Origin of the sequence: Ekhidna sp. (genome assembly GCF_965212185.1) — a bacterium.
In the GTDB taxonomy this organism is placed as follows: Bacteria; Bacteroidota; Bacteroidia; order Cytophagales; family Cyclobacteriaceae; genus Ekhidna.
The window spans coordinates 1,867,448-1,889,368 of the sequence record NZ_OZ243102.1 but is presented as its reverse complement, the minus strand read 5'-3'; the positions used below and the strand labels follow the sequence as shown (position 1 = coordinate 1,889,368).

Genomic DNA, 21,921 nt, shown 5'->3' with positions numbered 1-21,921 from the left:
TATCCCTATTCCATTTACCTTTGCACAACAATGTATCAACCGTGGCTGTGAACCCGGCAGAAGTACGAAACAATGAGTAAAAAAGGACGAATTTTAGTCGCTATGAGCGGCGGCATAGATAGCTCACTAGCTGCAGTGATGCTACATGAAGAAGGGTACGAGGTGATAGGGATGACCATGAAAACATGGGATTATCAATCTTCGGGAAGTAGTAATAAAGAAACAGGCTGCTGTAGTCTGGACTCCATCAATGATGCTCGAAACATTGCGGTCAACTTGGGCTTCCCTCATTTCATAGTTGATATACGTGAAGAGTTTGGCGATGCTGTCATCGATTACTTTACCGATGAATACATTGCAGGTAGAACACCTAATCCATGTGTCATGTGCAATACCCATATCAAATGGGATTCACTTCTCAGAAGAGCAGACAAACTTGATTGTGAATACATTGCAACCGGTCATTATGCCAATATCAGGCAGGAGAATGATCGATTTGTGGTGTCAAGAGGTGCAGATGGGTATAAAGATCAATCCTATGCGCTATGGGGTATTTCTCAAGAAAGTCTAAGCCGAACGAAGTATCCTTTAGGCCATCTTAAGAAGTCAGAGATATACGATATGGCGCGAGAAAGGGAATTTTATGAGCTCGTTTCTAAGTCTGAATCGTATGAAATATGCTTCGTTCCAGATAATGATTATCGAGGTTTTCTAAAAAGACGTGTTCCTGAACTGGAAAAAGAGGTAGCTGGAGGTAAATTCGTTTTAGAATCTGGTGAAGTTGTTGGAGAACACGAGGGTTATCCATTCTACACCGTTGGTCAGCGAAAAGGCTTAGGAATAGCTTTAGGTTATCCAGTATATGTTACTGAAATTCAGAAAGATACGAATAGAGTTGTATTGGGAACATTCGATGAGCTGAGTAGGGATGGAATGTATGTTAAGCAACTTAATATGCAGAAGTACGCAAGCATAGAAGGAGAACGAAAAGATACGATTACCAAGGTGAGGTACAATGACAGTGGCAATCCTGCCGTTATTGAGCAGGTTGGTGATACCATGAAGGTTTATTTTGGTAATGGTGTTAGTGCCATTGCTCCGGGACAAGCCGCAGTGTTTTATGAAGGAGATGATGTGATAGGAGGCGGATGGATTACTTCAAGCTTCCATCAAAACAGACAAAATTGATAGAATTAATTCATACAACCCTCTGGGCACCTACAAAGGGGGATTATCCCCTTAAGGGGATTATAGGGATGTTTTTAGCAATCCTATTGACTTTCATAAGTTCCTGCAACGAAACCAAAGAAATTGGTCCATCTGCACTTGGTTACGATTACTATCCTATTGAAATTGGACAGTACAGAATTTACGACGTTGAAGAAATTCAATTTAACATTACTGGATTTGACACATCGGTATACCAGTTGAAAGAGACAATTTTTGATTCGATTCAGTCTAATGATCAAATCACTTACCTGCTTCGAAGAGATATTAGAATGAATGAAAATGCAGAGTGGGAAAGCGATTCAGTTTGGACAGTAGCGCGTACAACAAACTATCTTTCAATCACAGAAAATAACATTCCTTATATCAAATTAACCTTTCCTGTAACTGCAGGCAGAGAATGGGATGGAAATAGTTTAAATAGTAGAAGTACGCTCACATATTATTACCAAAACCTGGAAATTCCATTGATTGATTCCATAAGCACTGAAGACCATATTCGACTAGTAATAGAGGATATTGAAGAAAATGTCACTGGTGTAGACCTTAGAAGTGAGGTTTATGTGAAAGGGGTAGGATTGATTGAAAAGAACTATTTAACTCAAACAAAATGTACAGCTAGTGATTGTGGACCTGACTTGGGTGAGGTAATCGCTGGACGTTCACTAAAGCAAATATTAATTGAAGCTGGATATGAAGAATAAGTTGTTATCCACACTATTTCTGATGGTAATTGGATTTAGTGCCATATCACAAGAGCAAATAAACCGATACTTTATCTACTATACTGACAAGGCAGGGGATAACTATCCATATACCCTTTCTAGTCCGGAAGATTTTTTAACGCAGAAAGCGATTGAGAGACGTGCTAAACAAAACATTCAAATCGAGGAATCAGATTTACCTGTAGACCCTGAGTACGTTCAAGGCTTGAAGGATGCTGGCGCTGATGTTTTTTTTCATTCACGATGGTTGAATGGAAGTCTTGTAAATCTAGATACCACATTGCTTGAAGATATAGCTTCATTACCATTTGTAGATAGTATAGCTTGGATAGCCGCTGGAACGCGGTTGACCTACAACCAAACCGTGCCTGACACACCTACGGAATTTGATCCTCCAACTTCAATTGGGGGAGACTCAGACATTCAACTCATGATGGTAGGTGCTGACCATATGCATGCTGACAACAATAAAGGACAGGGAATGCTCATTGCAGTTCTTGATAATGGTTTTAAAGGGGTAAATCAATACTCCCCATTTCAACACATATGGGAGAATAATAGAATTATTGCAACCAAAGATTTTGTATCCAATTCTGGCAATGTTTATCAGTTCGGAGATCATGGAACATCTGTATTTTCTATTATAAGTGCTAAACATGAGTCATCTGAAGGTGATTTTTTTGGAATTGCATATGAAGCCAATTTCATCCTGTGTATCACAGAAGATAATGCAGCAGAGAATCGGGTTGAGGAGTATAACTGGCTACTTGGCGCTGAATATGCAGATAGCTTGGGTGCTGATATAATTAATGGATCATTGGGTTATCGCAATTTTGATATTGAAGAACATAATTATGATTTCAGTGATTTTGACGGGGAAACCACCGTTGTATCAAAGGCAGCAACCATCGCAGCACAAAAAGGAATAATAGTAGCTGTAAGTGCTGGTAATGAAGGGAATAAAAGCTGGAAACGAATAACACCACCTGCTGACGGGAAAGGTATTCTCACAGTCGGTAGTGTAGATGCCGATTTTTCTTACTCCAGTTTCAGCTCTGTCGGAAATACCCTTGACGGTAGAATAAAGCCAGAAGTATCAGCTTTTGGAGGAGCAACCACAGTCATGAGAAGTTCCGGAGCTATCCAAAGAGGGAGCGGAACCAGCTTTGCTTCTCCATTAATTGCAGGCTTTGCTGCTGGCATCTGGCAAGCAAATCCAGACTGGACGAGTACTGAGGTCATTGCAGCAATTAAAAATTCTGCTCATCAAAACCAGAACCCGGATTCCTTAAAAGGTTGGGGTGTGCCAAACTACGGCTATGCTGTTAAAGGAGAAATAGCCTTAAACATTACAGATATCCTTGATGATAAAGTGACGATTTACCCAAACCCATTTATTGGAGATACTTTATATCTTCTAACAGAGGGGAAATTTGCAAAAGGTATGACCATCAAGGTATTAGATCCAAAAGGAAGCTTGGTATTTAATCAGGAATTCAAGAAAAGAGACATTAAGGAAAATATGGAATTGAGGATCGACAGTAGTCAACAAGGAGTTTATTTCTTATTCTTGCAAATAGGAAATAATCAGAAGATCGTCAAACTCATCAATTTCTAATGTACAAATACATTTTAGGCCTGTGTATTTACTTGCTTGCCTATGTAGCTCAATGCAACACCGTCATCAAAGGGAATATCACCAATTTCACAGGTACGCTTGATCTTCTCTTGGAAGAAAATCCATTCAATGATAATTCCGTTCAAATAGGGTCTTTATTGCTTAATGAAAATGGCGATTTTTATTTTGATGTTGAATTGTCTAATCAAGCTCAAATTCTCATTAAAGTTGATAATAGCAAGTATCGCACCATAATAGCCCCTGGTGATACCTTGTCACTTACACTAAACTATGTGCTTTTAGAAAAACCAGACTACTTTGGAAATGCTGGTAGGATAGAGATGATCAACTATCACATATCAAATGAAGTTACGCAGCAAGTGCACCAAGTCGAATTAGATGTTAGAGCTATTAAAGAAAAGCATCGCAAGCCAAATGGCAGGTTATCAAAAAAATATTACGATGAAGCGGGAGCCTTTTTGGTAGAACAATTTGAGCAAACCGAAATTCAGAATGAACTTGCATCAAGTACATTTTTTGCTTTTGAATTACGAAATTTTATTCTAAATAGTAGTTCAGAGACACCAACCCTGGAATCGCTTTTTCAACAATATTTAGTTCTTAATTTTTCAGGTATTAAAGCCGTTGAATTGGCATATGGTATGCCAACAAGAATAAAATATATATCCAAAGAGCTTAATAAGATTTCTTATACATCTTTTGTCGAGCGTGAAACAAAAGAAATTGAGTCAAAAAAGATCAGTCAAGCATTACAGGCATGTTTGCTTTCAAGTGCAATAGGTATGAAATGGGCAAGACAGGAGTCTGTAATCGCAAGTTTTGAAGATCTCACTGAAAACTGTAAAGACTCTTCATTAAAAGCATATTGCTTAAGTTTTTTAGAAGATCAAAGATCTGATCTGATAGGGCAGAAACTCAAGAATTTTCAGTTAGTAAATAACAAGGGTGAATCATTGAGCTTCAGTGATTATGAGGGAAAATATTTGTTGATAGATTTTTGGGCTACTTGGTGCGGCCCTTGTATTAAGTCAATGAAGAAATTGCCTGATCTTAAAAATAGCCTAGATGGAAGGTTAGAAATTATTTGTGTTACTACAGAAATTGATGAGGACCGTGTTAGAAAATTCATTGATAAAAGTGGATTGGAAAACACGCTTGATTTTGCATTAGCCTCAATGCAAGATGATGAAATAGAAGCCTATTTTAATAAAAGAGCAATACCGCTTTATTATTTAATCAGTCCCGATGGAATTGTTCTTGGCAAATCCCTTGCAGACCCTTTCCCTCTAATTAAACAACACCTGAATTAATCATCATGTCCCAAAAACTAATCGCTCCCTCGTTTCTTGCAGCAGATTTTGCTAACGTGCAGCAAGAGGTAGAAATGCTAAACAACTCAGAGGCAGACTACATCCACATAGATATCATGGATGGTGTATTTGTACCGAACATCTCGTTTGGCTTTCCTGTATGTAAGGCCATACATAAGCATGCGAAAAAACCAATGGATTTTCATCTAATGATTGAGCACGCAGATCCATATTTAGAGGATTGCATGAAAGCTGGGGCTGAAATCATCACTGTTCATGAGGAAGCTTGTAGGCACCTTCACCGAACAGTAACCGAAATAAGAAACCTAGGTGCAAAAGCAGGTGTGGTTATTAATCCACATAGGCCAGTAAGTGCTCTGGAAGAAATTTTACCCCATGTTGACCTTGTCCTTTTAATGTCTGTAAATCCGGGGTTCGGAGGCCAAAAATTCATTGAGACCACTTATGATAAGGTTCAAAAACTTAAAAAAATGGTCGATGAAGTAAACCCGGAGATAATCATTGAAATTGATGGAGGAGTTAATGATAAGAACGCAGGCAAACTTTTTAATGCAGGAGCGGATATGCTAGTGGCAGGAAGTTTCGTTTTTAAGTCTGATGATCCGGTTCAAACCATCGCTAATCTTAAAAAAGCATAGTCCAGTGAGACTGCTGGTTAGTTGTTACTTACTATTATTCTCATTTTCTCTATTTGCTCAGCAGAAGGGTTTAATCAGTGGAAAAATCGTTGATGAAAAAGGTGAAGCAATACCTGCTGTTAACATCATTATTAAATCAGATAGAACAAGAGGCTCAGTTTCTGATATCAATGGTCAGTTTCGTATTGAGATTGACGAAGGTGTCTATGACCTCATTTTCTCTCATGTCCAATACGGAACCTATGAACTGAACAATATACCAACAGGTGTAGATGATTTTAAAGTGACCTTAAGACCAGGCACAACCCAACTGGATGATGTTCAAATTGAAGGAGAAAGAGAAAGAGATGCAATTGATCCTGCAGCCAGAATAGATCCAAAATCAGCTAGAAACTTACCTTCCGCTTTTGGGGATTTCAATAAAGTACTTTTAACCTTACCTGGTGTGGCTGGTAATAATGAGCTATCATCCGCATATAGTGTACGAGGTGGAAACTTTGATGAAAACCTTGTATACGTAAATGATATCCCCGTTTATCGACCCTTCTTAGCCAATGCAGGCCGTCAGGAAGGTCTTAGTTTCATTAATCCGGATTTAGTTGGTGATATTAATTTTTATGCCGGAGGGTGGGAGGCCAAATATGGTGATAAGCTCTCATCGTCTTTGAATATCGACTATAAGGAGCCTGAAGACATGGAGGGACAACTAAGCTTTGGCTTACTGGGTGGATCTGCTTATATAGGAAATAGGATTAGTGAAAACGTTCATTACCTGTTTGGAGCCAGGCACAGAGATTCAAGATACTTATTGAATACATTGGAGACTGACGGCCAATACCTTCCATCATACACTGATGCTCAGGCATTTTTCACATTTGACCTTTCTGGTAAAAGGAGCACGCAGATTAACCGCACGAAACTGAATTGGTTATTAGCTTATGGAAGAAATAGGTACTTAACACTTCCTGTTTCACAAACCACTGAATTTGGTTCTGTTTCTCAAAACCTCAGAATAGAAACTGCTTTTGAAGGAAGAGAACAATTGGATTATGACACCTATCAAAGCGGTATAAATCTATCTCACAGATGGTCTGATAAATTCTTGAGTAGATGGATCATTTCCGGGGTGTATACATCTGAGCGAGAAAACTATAACGTGGAAGGGTCATATCGTATTTGTGATGTCGACAACAATCCAGGATCTAATAGTTTTAATGATTGCGTGGTTGTCAGGGGCATAGGGAGGAATTTTGAATACGGTAGAAATAGACTGGAAGCCACAATCTACAACGCCGAGTGGCGCAATGAATACCTACTTTCAGACTGGTCAATTATTGAAGCTGGCCTTGGTTTAAATCACAATAAGATTGATGATGAGTTAAATGAATATTCATTTTTGGATTCTGCTGGATTTATAAATCTCAATGGAAGTACATTCAATAACCTAAATCTTTCTACTAACGTTATCACCGGATATGCTCAATCCACCTTTTTCACAAAAGATTCACTTCATGCGATAAATTTAGGTTTTAGGATAAACCACATGGACTATACGAATGAAACATTGTTCAGTCCTCGGTTCATTTATCGAATCAAACCAAGATGGGAAAATGAAACCTCATTTAGATTTTCTATTGGAAAATATAGTCAGCCTCCATTTTATCGTGAGCTAAGAGACCTGGAAGGCAACATTCAATCTGACATTAAGGCTCAGCAGTCATTACACATAATAGGTGCAATGGAACGAGTGTTTTCATGGTGGCAAAGACCATTTCTATTTACCACAGAAGTTTATTACAAAAGCATGTCTAATGTCATTCCATATGACATTGATAACGTTCGCCTTCGATATTTTGCTAACAATGATGCAGATGCATTCGCTTATGGATTTGATTTTAGAATTAATGGAGAGTTTATTCCAGGTACACAATCCTGGTTTAGTCTCGGTATTCTTAAAACAAGTGAAGACATTGCAGAGGATGAAAAAGGTTATATACGCAGGCCCACAGATCAGCGAATAAATCTTGCATTCTATTTCGAAGATCACCTGCCAAATGATCCAACCATGCGTGTTTATGTAAATTCAGTTTTTGGTTCGGGATATCCTTTAGGACCTCCAAATGAAATAAATGCAAGAAATATTTTTTCAGGTGATGAGTACTATAGAGTGGATATTGGATTGTCAAAGTCATTTGAATTAAGAAATCATAAATACCTGAAAACCTTATGGTTAAGGGCTGAAATGCTCAATGTTCTTGGAGCTGACAACACGTTATCGTACTCGTGGATACAAGACATTACTGGAGCACAGTTAGCCATACCCAATTCATTATCGGCAAGGTTTTTGAATTTTAAAATATCAGCTGATTTTTAGGTGAAGGTTCACCTATCTTTGTAATACCATAATACAGAACAAATGAAAAAACTTACTCAATTATCCATGGTGGTTTTCGCAATGATATTGCTTTCCTCATGCAATAGACAAGTAACCAGAATTAATCCAGATCAACAGGTCGATTTAAGTGGCAGATGGAATGACACTGACTCGAAGTTAGTTGCAGAAGAAATGATTCAGGATGTAACAGGAAGGCCATGGCACAATGACTTTAGAATTGAAAATAATCGAAAACCTGTCGTAATTGTTGGCTATGTACAAAACAAAAGTGCGGAACATATAGAATCCGAACCATTCATAAAGGATATTGAAAGAGAATTTATCAATTCCGGATTTGTTAGAGTGGTATCTAATTCGGAATTCAGAGAGAAGCTGCGTGAAGAACGTGCTGAGCAAGGGGAATTTGCATCACCTGAGACACAAGCAAAATGGGGCAAAGAGCTGGGTGCAGACTTCATGATGTTCGGAGTTATTACAGCTGTAACAGATAGTTATAAAAAGGAAAAGGTTGTCAATTACAAGGTCAACCTAGAATTGGTAGATATCGAAACAAATGAAAAAGTATGGCTTGGAGATAAAGAAATCAAGAAATATATTAAAAACTAATAGCCTATATAAAAGCTGTATGACCACCCTCATGCAGCTTTTATTGACCACATCACCACGAAAATAAATGGTATCACGAAAGACTACTTTAGCAATCTTAGTACTGATTGCTTTATCAGGTTGCGCATCTTTTTACCAGCTGAACTACGAATTCAATAAAAGTTTCGAGGCGGGCAATATTGAAGGAGCAGCAAACATTCTGAATCAGAACAAAAAAGCTGCACGTAGTAAAACACGATTTCTATATTATGCCAATCAAGGGGTAGTAGAACACCTTTTAGGAAACTATGAAGAAAGCAATGACTGGCTCGAAAAGGCCTATTTATTTGGTGAAGATTATCAAAAAAACTATGTCAATTTCGCAGCGTCCTATTTTTTAAACCCCAACCTTATCGTTTATCCGGGAGAGGATCATGAACATTTGATGCTACTATACTACAAAGCATTAAACTTCTTAAAAATGAAGGATTATGAGTCAGCTTTGGTTGAGTGCAGACGGCTAAATCAACGCCTTTACGAATTAGGTGATAAATACATCTCAGAGAGCAAATACAAGGAGGATGCATTTATCCATAATTTGATGGGTATCATATATGATGCCGCGGGTGATTATAATAATGCATTCATTGCTTACAGAAATGCAATTGAAATTTATCAGGGTTCTTTTAGCAAGATGTTTGGTCTGAATGCTCCGGAGCAGCTTAAGAAAGATCTATTGAGGGCGGCTTCTTTGGCTGGATTTTCCGAAGAATTAGATTTTTACAGCGATAGCTTACATATGGACTATAAACCATTACAACCCTCAGAAGGAGGGGAGTTGGTATTTTTCTGGCATAATGGCTTAGCACCTGTAAAAGAAGAGTGGTCATTGAATTTTGTCGCAATGAAAGGTTCCGGAGGACAAGTAATATTTGTAAATGATGAACTAGGATTGAGCTTCCCATTTTATTACAATGTTGGACAAGATGACAATGCAAGCTTGACAGATTTAACAGGCACGAGGATTGCATTCCCAAAATATGCTGAGAGAGAGCCTTTCTTTGAATATGCTAGCCTGGAAATAGAAAACTATTTTTACCCCCTTGAAAAAGCCGAAGACATCAACGCTATTGCCATCAAAACATTAAATGAACGAATGTTGGAAGAGCTAGGAAAAGGTTTATTAAGAGTAGCACTGAAAAAGACCGTTGAGAAACAAGTTCGGAAGGAGGATGAAACCCTTGGATTCCTGGTTGGTGTAATCAATTTTGCCTCTGAGCAAGCAGATACGCGAAATTGGCAGACGATTCCACATTCAATACACTACACGAGAGTTCCTTTAAATGAGGGTGAAAACATCGTTAACCTGCACACTGAAGGTACCAGAGGGGAAAGTCAACAATCATTTAAATTCATTGGTGAAAAAGGAGAAACACAGTTTCAAACCTACCAATCTCTAGAGAGTAAAATTGCATTTTAGCGATCAAGCCTTTTTTCTTCCATTGTAACATCATCATTCGTACGAATATGCATCTTTATATTCACTAAAAACTCCTTGCAACCTCCATCAATAAGTGCTTGTTGTGCTTCTCTGACCACTTCCTGCAGTTTTTCATAAGGGCCTTGCATGACCGTTTCCATAGGAGTAATCATGTATTTCACACCAGAACGCTGTATTATATCAATGGCTAAATCAATTTTTTTATAAACCTGTTCATCAAGATCTAATGGCACTACCTGAATTGCTAGTTGAATTTCTTTGTCTGTCATATCTATACTTTCAGCTAAAATAATTCTTTGAATTATACCCTGAGTATTCCCTATTTAGTTAAAAGGCTTTATTTTGAGGTTTCATAATATTAACCAATCCATCGCATGTTCACCGAATACGAGATAGAGTCAATGATAGAATATCCTGAAGTTAAAGAGGCTACAAAAACTCTTAAAAAGGATTTTCTTAAGACCGAAGCACCATATTTAGAAATTAGTGATGAAGATTTTTTCTCTCTAATAGTAATGACGCCAACGATAGGCATTGCCATGGCAGATGGTAAAATCAGCTTATTCGAGGAGATGGCTTTAAACAAAAAAGCACGAAAACTTTCCAAAGGTGGCTACTTCATGAAGAAAGATCCAGTTGTTTACGCGATGAAATTTTTGATTAAGAATTACTACAACTGGTCGGATAAATTTCTTGATGTTTTAAAAGACACCATTAAAATTACTTGTCCACTAGACGAATTGTCTTTGAAACCCATAGATAAGAATGCTGATATCGATTATAATGAATACAGAGAGGCGGTTTTACACTCACCCTATTTATTAATAAGATTTATTGCTAGTTTCTTCTTGGAAAATGATGAGGACATCATCAATCAAAATCATAAAGTAGGGAAGGAAGAGTTTCAACGTATGATATTAATTGGTGAGAAGCTTGAGCTTGATAAGATTCCAGTTTTCCAGATGTTTTGTAAAACGTTCCAATAATCTATAACTAGATATTTCGTTGTTGGTGTTAATGAATAAATACCCATTCATAATCATACTTATCGTTGGGTTAATCATATCTTCTTGTGGTGGAGATGATAGCCCCGTTACTAGTATCGATCAGGAAGTGCAGGTTTGGTTAGACTCGGCTGGAATTAGTGCTACGAGAGACGACAATACAGGAATATACTATTATTCGGATTTAACTAACACTTCTGGCACAGCTGCATCAGCGGGCTCTGTCGCTTCCATCTACTATACATTATCGGACCTGGATGGAAACGTAATTGCCTCTCACCAGCGATCAGATGGGGATTCACTAACTTTCAAAGTAGGAGCCTCTGCTGTTTATCCTGTGGGTGTTGATTTTGCGGTAGGATTGATGAGGGCGGGTGAAGTATTCAATTTCATTTTACCTCCCGCTCAAGCTTATCAAGAACTAACGTCTGGAGCAATTAGTCCAAATACCATTGTTCACTTACAGGTTGAGTTGGTCGATGTAAATACAGAGGCAAATATCTTCGCTCAAGATAGAGTAGATATTCGTCAATATATCGCAACGAACTTTTTAGACAGCTTGGCCATAAATCCTACCGATTCTACTGAAGAATATCCAACAGGTATCGTTTATAAAAGAAGAAGAATTGGGACTGGCTCGGTACCCATGCTTTCAGACACCATAATAGTCGATTATACCGGAAGGTTTTTAGATGATTCTGGATTTGATAGTGGATCAGGGTTTCAATGGATTTATGGGTCTGACACCCCTAGAGAGCTACTGGGTGCGTTTGAGTTTGGTGTGTCCTTAATGCAAACAAACGAGCAAGCTTTGATCATGATACCTTCCGATCACGGCTATAGAGAAAGTGCGCTGATAGTTCCTGCTTCTATTACTGATGATTTAATTGTAGACGAAATTATCCCAGATTACGTTGCAAGTGTGCCACCATATAGGGTTCTTCTTTTTGAAATAACCCGTGTTGATTAATGCATTAATTTTGAGATGATTTGCTCGCTGCTTTTAAACGATATGGAATTTGCTTAATTCTAGGCCTGATAAGTGTTCAGGTTCTTTCTCAGGATATATATCAGAAGTACGATATTTATAGAGATCCAATCAAGGTAATGCTTAATAAAATTAGCATTACGGTAACTAGTGGAATGGCGTTCACCAATTACTCTCATCAACTTGAGGGTGTCTATTTCTACCAGGATGCACAAAGTCAATTCATATTCTCAAACGGTATTGAAAATTTGGGCAGCTCTTTCTCCGGATATACAGATTGGCTGAACGATCCGCAGTTGGGATTCAATACTTCATTAGAAAATCCTTTTGATGTCCCATTTGGTTATCTTGAAAATCCAGTAAATAATCCATTGTTAGGTGATCAGACCTTCTTAGTTGATACTGACACTACTGATTTTGGATTTCAGGGATCCTCCAGAGGCATACCTATAAATTTATCAGTTCATTATGAATTCGATGAGATACGGGTAGGTGCTGGCTATTCTTATGAAATTCATTTCTTGCGACCACTTGACCCAACAGCTTATACTGATCAGGTTAGATCGTATCAGCCTAATACTGTTCGGACAAGATATTCTCGTCTCTATGGAATGGTTGGTTATAAATTCCATAGCTTCTGGAGTTATGATTTTGTTGCCGAACTGCAGGTTGGTAGAATCAGAGCAGGAAAACAATTCAATAGTGGAGCAATATCCAGAGGTATGTATACCAATTTAGGTATAAGCATAGAAAATAACTGGTCTGAATATTTCAGAGTGATCATCAGACCAAGTGTTGAATTTAAATCATACTCACTCACAATACCTGATGGCTCATCTGTAAAACACAAATATCCGACGTTTGCAATTCAAGCGGGTATTAGCATAAATATTCCGGATATTCCCCGATCTCCGATGAATAGTGATCACGTCCAATTGAAGCATGTTTATACAAATCCTGTTACGGGTCAACGGATGGAAGTTAGAGGCCAGCCCATTCATAAAAGACAAAATCCTAAAGTAGGTGAAAATCATCGAAGACTATGGAGGTATAAGCGAAAGAACAGGCGTAAGATAAATCCTTATTAAAGGATTTTTTTTCGGCATTTTTAATGTCAATTCTCTTTGGATAAAACCGATGTTTTCAGATGGATTTTGACTAAATTGCGGGTTGATTTTTGGATAACCCAAATAAGCATAAATGGCAGACGGAGATATTGATAACCTACCCTCATCTCAGGAGAATATAATCCCAATAAATATTGAAGAAGAAATGCGTGGCGCATACATCGATTATTCGATGAGCGTTATCATTTCAAGGGCACTTCCGGACGTAAGAGACGGGTTAAAACCGGTTCACAGAAGAATTCTTTACGGGATGGATGAACTAGGTGTTAACTATAACAAATCTTATAAGAAGTGTGCCAGAATAGTAGGGGATGTCTTGGGTAAGTATCACCCCCATGGTGACACTGCTGTATATGACACCATGGTTCGTATGGCCCAGGATTGGTCTATGAGATATCCACTTGTGGATGGTCAGGGAAACTTTGGTTCAGTGGATGGAGATTCTCCTGCAGCAATGCGATATACGGAGGCTCGTTTAAGAAGAATTTCAGAGGAACTGTTAGGGGATATTCGCAAGAATACAGTAGACTATGTTCCGAACTATGACGACAGTACAGAAGAGCCAAGTGTATTACCAGCAAAGTTTCCTAACCTTCTCGTAAATGGAGCCAGTGGTATAGCAGTAGGAATGGCCACCAACATGGCCCCTCACAACCTTTCGGAAGTTGTGGATGGAACGGTCGCATACATTGACAATAACGATATTACAATAGAGGAGCTGATGCAGTTTGTAACTGCTCCAGATTTTCCAACAGGAGCGACAATCTACGGCTATCAGGGAGTTCGTGCTGCTTTTGAAACTGGACGAGGAAGAGTTGTCCTAAGAGCTAAGGCTGATTTTGATACCACAAGTACCGGTAGAGAGCAAATCATTGTAACCGAAATTCCATATCAGGTCAATAAGGCAAATATGATCGAAAAGACTGCCGCATTGATTAATGATAAGAAAATTGAAGGGATCGCTGACATCAGAGATGAATCTGATAAAGCTGGTATGCGAGTAGTGTACGACCTCAAAAAGGATGCTATTCCTAACATTGTTTTAAATAACCTTTACAAACAAACAGCTTTACAATCATCCTTTAGTGTTAATAATGTAGCACTTGTAAAGGGTAGACCTAAAACATTAAACCTCAAGGACTTAATCGTTCATTTTGTTGATCACAGACATGAAGTGGTTGTAAGAAGAACGCAGTATGAACTGGACGAAGCTGAACGAAGAGCTCACATACTTGAAGGTTATCTGATTGCGCTTGATAATCTGGATGAGGTTATTAATCTGATTAGATCTTCTAAAGATCCGGATGAGGCAAGAATTGGATTGATTGAAAAGTTCGAATTGTCTGAAATTCAGGCGAAGGCAATTCTGGACATGAGATTACAGCGTCTAACAGGTCTTGAAAGAGATAAAATCCAGAAAGAGTATGAAGAAATTCAAGCCCTAATTAAGGAGTTGAAAGACATTTTGGGGAATGAAGAACGTAGGATGCAAATCATCAAAGATGAGTTGCTGGAAATGAAGGAGCGCTACGGAGATGAGAGAAGATCTGATATTGAACATAGTGCAGACGAGTTTACCGCAGAAGACATGATTCCTGATGAGGACATGGTAATAACCATTTCTCATCAAGGTTACATCAAACGAACTCCGCTCGTAGAGTATCGAACACAAGGTAGAGGTGGGATAGGAAGTCGTGCTGCAAAATCAAAGGACGATGATTTTACAGAACATCTCTTTATTGCCTCCGCACACAACTATTTACTCATTTTCACAGAGTTTGGTAAAGTATTCTGGATTAAAGTATGGGAGCTTCCTGAGGGCAGTAAAACATCTAAAGGTAGACCAATACAAAACCTTGTAAATATTGAGTCAGAAGATAAGGTCCGCTCAGTCATTAATGTTAGAACATTAGAGGATCCGGATTACATTAACAATAATTTCCTGATAATGTGTACTAAAAGGGGTGTAATTAAGAAAACATCTCTTGAAGCTTATAGTAGACCGAGAAGAAATGGTATCAATGCAATTACCATTCGAGAAAACGACAAGCTTCTTAATGTAGCTCTAACCGATGGAGATAATCACATTGTCATTGCCTGTAATTCTGGAAGAGCGATTAACTTCCATGAATCTGACGTTAGATCTATGGGTAGAAACGCTTCCGGTGTTCGAGGAATGAACATTTCGGAAAAAGAATTTATAGTTGGTATGGTTTGTGTAGACTACAAGAACCCACCAAATCTATTAGTAGTATCTGAAAAAGGATACGGCAAAAGATCTGATCTAGAAGATTACCGAATTACCAAAAGAGGCGGTAAAGGAGTAAAAACATTAAATGTTACTGATAAAACTGGCGAGTTAGTTGCCATCAAAGGTGTCATAGACGGAGATGAATTAATGATTATTAATAAATCAGGAATTGCTATTCGTATGTCTGTAGACAATCTTAGGGTAATGGGAAGAGCTACTCAAGGTGTCCGATTAATTAAATTGAATGATGACGATGAAATTTCGGCAGTAGAAAAGATTTCCAATATAGGAAGTGATGAGGAAGAAGGTGTAGATCCTGAAACCTCGAATGAAAATGAAAACCAAAAGGATAACGAATAAACAAAGAAGTAATGAGAACATTTTTAACCATTCTTTTAGCGGCTATTTGCGTGGTAGGATACTCGCAGAAAAAGCCTAAAATCAATCAGGCACTCTCTGCGTTGGAAAGCGGAGAGTTGAGTGAAGCAAAGGCTATTATTGATGCAGCTATCGAGCATGAAAAGACAAAGGATGATGCCAAGACATGGTATTACAGAGGTCAGATTTATGCCGCATTAGATACAGCTAACAATGAACCTGGAGCTCTTGAGGAATCTCTTAAGGCGTTTGATAAAGCACTTGAACTTGATCCGGAGCAAAAAAGTATCACAACATTTGGTACCACCGGTATTGAAAATATAGATTCAAAACGACAGGGTTATTATGCTTATTACTACAATGAAGCAATCAACAGATATAACGAGGAAGCTTTTGAGGCTGCTGCAGAAAATTTCGAGACAGCATATTACATCAACCCGGCTGATACGAATGCCATTCTTAACGCAGCATATGCAGCATCTTCAGCTGGTTTAGATAAAAAAGCTGAAGAGAACTTTAAAAAATCCTATGAAGCAGGAGTTCGTGATAAAAGCTTATTCCTTCAACTATATAACTACGCAGTGAAAGAAGAAAGATTTGAGGATGCACTTGCAATTATGCAGCAAGGAAAAGAAGCGATCCCTAATGACCCAGACTTTGCGAAGTATGAAATAAGTCTCTTAATCGAACTTGACAGAACTGAAGAAGCTAAATCAGAGCTTTTAACTGCCATCGAGAATGATCCTCAAAATGCTGACCTACACTTTAGCCTTGGTGTTCTTAAGGATGAGCTTGGAGATAAGAAAGGAGCGATAGAGAGTTATGACAATGCCATAGCAATTGACTCGGAACATTATAATTCGAATTTCAATAAAGGCGTATACATTTTTAATCAAGCGAATGAATTGATTAAAGAAAGAAATGCTCTTAGCTATAAAGAAGATAAGAAAATAAAAGAATTGACGGCTAAGATTGAAGTGAAGCTGAAGGATGCTCTACCAACTTGGGAAAAGCTATATTCACTCAATAGCACAGATCAAACAGTGTTAGAGACACTTTCTTATATTTATCTTAGCCTTAAAATGAACGATAAGGCAGATAAAATTCAAGATGAATTAGATGCGATTAAAAACTAACTCATTTTGACACTTGATTAAAGCCGATCATTTGATCGGCTTTTTTGTTAATAGAGCTCCATGGCAGAATTGATGCAACAACTTGCAAATTCGCTTTCAAAACTTTCACTTGAAGTAGAGCTGATCCAGGAGATTTATGAAATAGGATTTTCAAAATCTTACGAAAGCGGTCAAGTCATATTGGATCAAACTTCCATGGATGGATACATCCCATTTGTTATGGAAGGTCTCCTAAAAGTGTATCGAAAAGAATCTGATGACAGGGAAGTACTTCTATACTACTTAGAGCAGGGAGAAACCTGTGCCATGTCCATAACATGCTGTCTTGAAAAAAGAAATGCTTCTATTAAAGTTATAGCAGAAGAGAATTCTAAAATTTGGTTTGTTCCAAATGAATTATTGAATAGTTGGATCACTAAATATCCTTCTTTTAGAGCATTTGTCTTCAGGTCCTATCAAACACGATTTGATGAGTTACTAGATACAATCGATAGCATGGTATTTTTCAATATGGAGGAACGTCTTTTCAAATACCTTTTAGACACTAAACAAGCGACTGGTAATTTTGAAATACAAAAAACTCATAAGGAAATAGCAAATGAGTTGGGAACGTCGCGAGTCGTTGTTTCCAGATTGCTCAAAAAACTTGAACAAGAGGAAAAAATCAAGCAATACAGGAATAGAATAGACATTCTGTAACAATGGTTACATCGTGCTATCTTGATATCTGATACTTTTGGCAAATGAATAAAACGATTCAACGATTCGTTCCCATACTCTCCTGGTTGCCCGCCTATAAAAAGGCTGATTTAAACGGAGATATTTTTGCAGGAATTACCGTTGGTATTATGCTCATCCCTCAAGGGATGGCCTATGCATTAATCGCTGGTTTACCACCCGTTTATGGTCTCTATGCATCGATTGTTCCCCAGATTATATATGCACTTTTAGGTACTTCCAGGCAGTTGTCTGTAGCACCTGTTGCGATGGACTCTTTGTTAGTTGCCGCTGGAGTATCTGTGCTCGCGGTTGAAGGAACTGATACGTACATAGCTTTTGCGATACTTCTCGCATTTTTTATGGGACTCTTCCAGTTTCTTCTTGGGATAGCAAGACTTGGGTTCATCACAAATCTTCTATCTAAGCCAGTAATTAGTGGATTTACATCGGCTGCAGCGCTCATTATTGCATTTAATCAGTTGAAATATTTGTTGGGAACAGAAATTCCAAAAAGCAATCGATTCTATGAGGTAATTATTAATGCTACAGAAAAACTGGATCAGACACATTTTATTACCCTAATAATAGGAATTGCGGGAATAATTATGATTAAATCATTAAAACAAATCCATCAAAATATTCCAAGTGCATTAGTGGCGGTGATAGCTGGAACGACAATCGTTTATTTATTCAATCTTGATCAGCAGGGAGTGAGTATTGTGCAAAGCATCCCAAACGGCTTACCTGCATTTCAAATGCCTGACTTTTCTTTAGGTAAATTTAATGAAGTGCTCCCTCTTGCTTTTACTATTTCTGTGGTAGCTTTTATGGAAGCATTTTCTGTAGCTAAGGCCATGGAAGCCAAAAAGAGAGATCATAGAGTCATTCCAAATCAAGAACTGATAGGCCTTGGAGCTGCTAATATTGTGGGGTCATTTTTTCAAGCGTATCCTGTAACAGGTGGATTCTCCAGAACTGCTGTTAATCAACAGGCAGGAGCAAATACACCACTAGCTTCAATAGTCAGTGCTGGTTTGGTAGCACTTACATTATTATTTCTTACTCCGCTATTTTATTACTTACCTCATGCCATTCTTGCTTCAATTATTATGGTGGCAGTTAGCAAACTATTCGATTTCCAATATGCTAAAAAGTTATTTCTGGAAAGTCCTAAAGAATTTGTAGTCTTGACTGTTACATTCCTCATTACCCTTAATATTGGAATGGTTATTGGCATTGTAAGTGGCATTATTCTTTCCATTCTGTTATTTCTATATCGATCTGCATATCCTCACATCGCTCGGCTAGGAAGGATTAGGGGGCATCATGAGTTTAGAAACATAACTCGATTTGAAGATTTAGAAACATGGGCTGAATTGGCTATAATTAGAATTGATGCACCTCTGAGCTTTATAAACATTCAAGAGATTAATGATTATATAAGTAAATTGATACGAGAGGAAGATCATATCAAAGAAATTATTATAGATGCAGGGCCTGTCAGTCATATGGATGCAACCGCCGCAGAGGGACTTCATGATATTCTTAATGCATTGAATGAAAAAGGGGTAAGGCTTGTTATTTGTGACATTATAGGTCCTGTAAGAGATACGATGAAGCAAACAGGCCTTACAAAAATCATTGGTAAAAAGAATCTCTTTCTAAGTCTTAACGAAGCACTAGAGAATGCACTTACCAATGCAAAAGATCCTTATAAGAAGGTAACGCTTCAATCGAATATTAAAACGTAACAATTGTTACAAAACAGACCATCATTGCATTGTACTTTTGTAAAAAAATACTGAACAAGAATGAACATAGAACAGATATATACAGGTTGCTTGGCTCAAGGGGCGTATTTTATTGAGAGTGAAGGCGAAGCTGCCATTATCGATCCTTTGAGAGAATCAGCACCCTACTTAAGGAAGGCTGAAAAAGAAGGAGCTAACATCAAATACATATTTGAAACGCATTTCCATGCGGACTTTGTATCTGGACACGTCGATCTTGCAAATAAATCTGGTGGAACAATTGTCTATGGTCCTGGAGCCACAGCCAATTATAATTTTCATGAAGCAAAGGATGGAGAGATTTTTGAACTGGGTAAAATCAAAATCAAGGTGCTTCATACGCCCGGACATACCCTTGAGAGTACCACCTACCTTTTAATTGATGAGTCAGGAAACGAACATGCAATCTTTAGCGGAGACACGCTATTTATTGGTGACGTAGGTAGACCTGATCTCGCTCAAAAAGGTGATCTGACACAAGATGATTTAGCCGGTATGCTTTACGAAAGCCTAAGAAATAAAATAATGACCTTACCAGACAGTGTCATCGTATACCCGGCACATGGTGCAGGATCAGCATGTGGTAAAAATATGAGTAAGGAAACTTTTGACCTGTTGGGTAATCAAAAGAAAACTAATTATGCGCTCAGGTCTGATATGACAAAGGAGGAATTTATTAAGGAAGTTACGGACGGACTACTACCACCACCTCAGTACTTTGCACAAAATGTTGCCATGAATAAATCCGGTGCAGTAGGATTGGACAAAGTATTAGCTAAAGGAAATGTTCCCTTGGATGTCGAGACATTTGAAGCAATGGCCAATCATGAAGGCGCGCTAGTTTTAGACACAAGACATCAAGAAAAATTCATAAAAGGACACATACCAAATTCAATATTCATTGGAATAGATGGAAGTTTTGCACCTTGGGTTGGTGCTTTGATTCCTGATTTACAGCAACCAATTATTTTTCTTGCCGATGAGGGCAGGGAAGAAGAGGTGGTGACTCGACTATCCCGTGTTGGCTATGACAATACATTAGGGTATTTAAAAGGAGGAATGCAAGCTTGGATTGCAGAGAATAAAGAAACTCAAACACTTGAATCTATTTCAGCTGCAGAATTTGAGAGCAGGTACAATAGCGGAGAAATTCACGTAATGGATGTGAGAAAACCAAGTGAGTTCGAAGCTGAGCATATCGAAGATGCCGAAAATATTCCGCTTGATTATATCAGTGAGCAAATGGATCAAATCGATATTGATAAGAAATATCATATTCATTGTGCGGGCGGTTATCGATCCGTCATTGCATCATCAATATTAAAATCCAGAGGCTATCACAACCTTGTGGATGTGGCTGGTGGATATAAAGATATCAAAGAAACAAGTATTCCTACTAGTAACTTTGTTTGTCCAACAACACTGAAATAATTCAATAAAACTTTAAATCTATTAATGGATGGAATTTTTAAGCCAACCATGGCCCTGGTATGTGGCAGGACCACTCATTGCATTTATCATGTTTAGTCTCCTGCTTAGCGGGAAGAGATTTGGTCTGAGTAGCAACCTTAGAAGCATGTGTGCAATAATGGGAGCAGGGAAACATTGTGAGTTTTTTGACTTTAACTGGAGAGCTCAGATGTGGAATTTAATTTTTGTCCTGGGTCTAATTATTGGAGGAGCAATTTCTGTTCTCTTTCTTGACACTGAACAAGTCAATATCTCAAAAGAAACAGTATTAGAATTACAACAACTCGGCATTCAAAATCCAGGATCTACACTTTTACCTGCTGAAGTATTCAGCTGGAATAACTTACTGACATTCAGAGGTTTAATTATGATTGTTTTAGGTGGATTTTTTGTCGGATTTGGAGCACGTTATGCAGGTGGTTGCACATCCGGACATGCTATCAGCGGTCTGAGCGACTTACAAAAGCCATCACTTATTGCTGTTGTAGGATTCTTCATAGGAGGACTGTTTGTGACCTATTTAATAACACCCTTTCTTTTTACTTTTTAACCAATAAAGAATGATACTCTTAAGATTTATAAAATTCCTTATGTTGGGAATCGTATTTGGAATTACACTAACAAAATCTGAAGTGATTTCCTGGTATCGTATCTATGAGATGTTCCGTTTTCAATCTTTTCATATGTATGGGATCATTGGTTCGGCCATTCTTTTTGGGATATTTATCATTCAGCTAATAAAACGCAACCAAATCAAAAGTATTGATGGAACTCCAATTGAGATCGAGCCAAAGGCAAGAGGTGTTAATAGATATTTAATAGGAGGAATAATTTTTGGGATTGGATGGGCACTTACAGGCGCATGTCCAGGTCCATTGTTCATCCTCTTTGGTAACGGGATAACCGTAATTATTATAAGTATTTTAGCTGCAATACTTGGAACGTATACGTACGGTATAATAAAACATAAACTACCTCACTAATATGGGTAATGTTTAGTGAATGGAGGAATTACA

At 38.0% G+C, this 21,921-nt stretch carries 19 protein-coding genes; 18 read left to right on the top strand and 1 reads right to left on the bottom strand.

What is annotated here, in order from left to right:
* The first annotated feature begins 72 nt into the window (after nt 1-72).
* The 8 genes from mnmA to ACOMC3_RS08170 all read left to right on the top strand — a co-directional run bounded on the left by mnmA (nt 73) and on the right by ACOMC3_RS08170 (nt 10,020).
* Nucleotides 73-1,188: a tRNA 2-thiouridine(34) synthase MnmA gene (gene mnmA, locus ACOMC3_RS08205; protein WP_420319054.1), complete on the top strand. Its 1,116-nt coding sequence runs from the start codon at nt 73-75 to the stop codon at nt 1,186-1,188.
* On the top strand, nt 1,185-1,931 hold the full coding sequence (locus ACOMC3_RS08200; protein WP_420319053.1) for a hypothetical protein: 747 nt from the start codon (nt 1,185-1,187) through the stop codon (nt 1,929-1,931). Before mnmA ends, ACOMC3_RS08200 begins: the two co-directional genes overlap by 4 nt.
* Nucleotides 1,921-3,570, top strand: coding sequence for a S8 family serine peptidase (locus ACOMC3_RS08195; protein ID WP_420319052.1), 1,650 nt, complete (start codon nt 1,921-1,923; stop codon nt 3,568-3,570). The genes ACOMC3_RS08200 and ACOMC3_RS08195 overlap by 11 nt, the downstream gene beginning before the upstream one ends.
* Nucleotides 3,571-3,680: 110 nt before the next feature.
* On the top strand, nt 3,681-4,901 hold the full coding sequence (locus ACOMC3_RS08190) for a TlpA family protein disulfide reductase (RefSeq protein WP_420319051.1): 1,221 nt from the start codon (nt 3,681-3,683) through the stop codon (nt 4,899-4,901).
* A 5-nt stretch (nt 4,902-4,906) separates the two neighbouring features.
* Nucleotides 4,907-5,560, top strand: a complete 654-nt coding sequence (rpe, locus tag ACOMC3_RS08185) for a ribulose-phosphate 3-epimerase (RefSeq protein ID WP_420319050.1) — start codon at nt 4,907-4,909, stop codon at nt 5,558-5,560.
* Between the two features lie 4 nt (nt 5,561-5,564).
* Nucleotides 5,565-7,934, top strand: a complete 2,370-nt coding sequence (locus ACOMC3_RS08180; protein ID WP_420319049.1) for a TonB-dependent receptor — start codon at nt 5,565-5,567, stop codon at nt 7,932-7,934.
* Between the two features lie 42 nt (nt 7,935-7,976).
* Entirely contained in the window at nt 7,977-8,561 is a 585-nt protein-coding gene (locus tag ACOMC3_RS08175) for a penicillin-binding protein activator LpoB (RefSeq protein WP_420319048.1), read from the top strand.
* Between the two features lie 67 nt (nt 8,562-8,628).
* Nucleotides 8,629-10,020, top strand: a complete 1,392-nt coding sequence (locus tag ACOMC3_RS08170; protein ID WP_420319047.1) for a COG3014 family protein — start codon at nt 8,629-8,631, stop codon at nt 10,018-10,020.
* Here the strand turns inward: ACOMC3_RS08170 and ACOMC3_RS08165 are convergent.
* The gene (locus tag ACOMC3_RS08165; protein ID WP_420319046.1) at nt 10,017-10,310 is read right to left on the bottom strand and encodes a thiamine-binding protein; all 294 of its coding nucleotides are present in this window, start codon (nt 10,308-10,310) and stop codon (nt 10,017-10,019) included. The two genes, ACOMC3_RS08170 and ACOMC3_RS08165, sit on opposite strands and share 4 nt — an antisense overlap.
* 105 nt (nt 10,311-10,415) lie before the next feature.
* On the opposite strand from ACOMC3_RS08165, the gene ACOMC3_RS08160 reads away from it, so the two are divergent.
* The 10 genes from ACOMC3_RS08160 (at nt 10,416) to ACOMC3_RS08115 (ending at nt 21,888) form a co-directional block, all read left to right on the top strand.
* Nucleotides 10,416-11,027, top strand: a complete 612-nt coding sequence (locus ACOMC3_RS08160; protein WP_420319045.1) for a hypothetical protein — start codon at nt 10,416-10,418, stop codon at nt 11,025-11,027.
* A gap of 31 nt (nt 11,028-11,058) precedes the next feature.
* Nucleotides 11,059-12,015 carry an FKBP-type peptidyl-prolyl cis-trans isomerase gene (locus tag ACOMC3_RS08155; protein WP_420319044.1) on the top strand — a complete coding sequence of 319 codons (957 nt, stop codon included), beginning with the start codon at nt 11,059-11,061 and terminating at the stop codon, nt 12,013-12,015.
* Nucleotides 12,016-12,035: 20 nt separating this feature from the next.
* Nucleotides 12,036-13,121 carry a hypothetical protein gene (locus ACOMC3_RS08150; protein WP_420319043.1) on the top strand — a complete coding sequence of 362 codons (1,086 nt, stop codon included), beginning with the start codon at nt 12,036-12,038 and terminating at the stop codon, nt 13,119-13,121.
* 112 nt (nt 13,122-13,233) lie between these two features.
* On the top strand, nt 13,234-15,771 hold the full coding sequence (gene gyrA / locus ACOMC3_RS08145) for a DNA gyrase subunit A (RefSeq protein ID WP_420319042.1): 2,538 nt from the start codon (nt 13,234-13,236) through the stop codon (nt 15,769-15,771).
* 11 nt (nt 15,772-15,782) lie between these two features.
* Entirely contained in the window at nt 15,783-16,925 is a 1,143-nt protein-coding gene (locus ACOMC3_RS08140) for a tetratricopeptide repeat protein (protein WP_420319041.1), read from the top strand.
* A 60-nt stretch (nt 16,926-16,985) separates the two neighbouring features.
* The gene (locus ACOMC3_RS08135) at nt 16,986-17,624 is read left to right on the top strand and encodes a Crp/Fnr family transcriptional regulator (protein ID WP_420319040.1); all 639 of its coding nucleotides are present in this window, start codon (nt 16,986-16,988) and stop codon (nt 17,622-17,624) included.
* Between the two features lie 44 nt (nt 17,625-17,668).
* Nucleotides 17,669-19,396: a SulP family inorganic anion transporter gene (locus ACOMC3_RS08130; RefSeq protein ID WP_420319039.1), complete on the top strand. Its 1,728-nt coding sequence runs from the start codon at nt 17,669-17,671 to the stop codon at nt 19,394-19,396.
* A gap of 60 nt (nt 19,397-19,456) precedes the next feature.
* Complete coding sequence (locus ACOMC3_RS08125; protein WP_420319038.1) at nt 19,457-20,866, top strand: MBL fold metallo-hydrolase; 1,410 nt, start codon at nt 19,457-19,459, stop codon at nt 20,864-20,866.
* 28 nt (nt 20,867-20,894) lie between these two features.
* Nucleotides 20,895-21,455 carry a YeeE/YedE family protein gene (locus tag ACOMC3_RS08120; RefSeq protein ID WP_420319037.1) on the top strand — a complete coding sequence of 187 codons (561 nt, stop codon included), beginning with the start codon at nt 20,895-20,897 and terminating at the stop codon, nt 21,453-21,455.
* A 10-nt stretch (nt 21,456-21,465) separates the two neighbouring features.
* Nucleotides 21,466-21,888 (top strand): DUF6691 family protein, encoded by a 423-nt coding sequence (locus ACOMC3_RS08115; RefSeq protein ID WP_420319036.1) that lies wholly within the window; start codon nt 21,466-21,468, stop codon nt 21,886-21,888.
* Nucleotides 21,889-21,921 lie beyond the last annotated feature (33 nt).

Coding starts and splice junctions, on each gene's coding strand:
- mnmA (WP_420319054.1), top strand. CDS start 73: ATGAGTAAAAAAGGACGAATTTTAGTCGCTATGAGCGGCGGCATAGAT.
- ACOMC3_RS08195 (WP_420319052.1), top strand. CDS start 1,921: ATGAAGAATAAGTTGTTATCCACACTATTTCTGATGGTAATTGGATTT.
- rpe (WP_420319050.1), top strand. CDS start 4,907: ATGTCCCAAAAACTAATCGCTCCCTCGTTTCTTGCAGCAGATTTTGCT.
- ACOMC3_RS08175 (WP_420319048.1), top strand. CDS start 7,977: ATGAAAAAACTTACTCAATTATCCATGGTGGTTTTCGCAATGATATTG.
- ACOMC3_RS08170 (WP_420319047.1), top strand. CDS start 8,629: ATGGTATCACGAAAGACTACTTTAGCAATCTTAGTACTGATTGCTTTA.
- ACOMC3_RS08165 (WP_420319046.1), bottom strand. CDS start 10,310: ATGACAGACAAAGAAATTCAACTAGCAATTCAGGTAGTGCCATTAGAT.
- ACOMC3_RS08160 (WP_420319045.1), top strand. CDS start 10,416: ATGTTCACCGAATACGAGATAGAGTCAATGATAGAATATCCTGAAGTT.
- ACOMC3_RS08155 (WP_420319044.1), top strand. CDS start 11,059: ATGAATAAATACCCATTCATAATCATACTTATCGTTGGGTTAATCATA.
- gyrA (WP_420319042.1), top strand. CDS start 13,234: ATGGCAGACGGAGATATTGATAACCTACCCTCATCTCAGGAGAATATA.
- ACOMC3_RS08140 (WP_420319041.1), top strand. CDS start 15,783: ATGAGAACATTTTTAACCATTCTTTTAGCGGCTATTTGCGTGGTAGGA.
- ACOMC3_RS08135 (WP_420319040.1), top strand. CDS start 16,986: ATGGCAGAATTGATGCAACAACTTGCAAATTCGCTTTCAAAACTTTCA.
- ACOMC3_RS08130 (WP_420319039.1), top strand. CDS start 17,669: ATGAATAAAACGATTCAACGATTCGTTCCCATACTCTCCTGGTTGCCC.
- ACOMC3_RS08125 (WP_420319038.1), top strand. CDS start 19,457: ATGAACATAGAACAGATATATACAGGTTGCTTGGCTCAAGGGGCGTAT.
- ACOMC3_RS08120 (WP_420319037.1), top strand. CDS start 20,895: ATGGAATTTTTAAGCCAACCATGGCCCTGGTATGTGGCAGGACCACTC.
- ACOMC3_RS08115 (WP_420319036.1), top strand. CDS start 21,466: ATGATACTCTTAAGATTTATAAAATTCCTTATGTTGGGAATCGTATTT.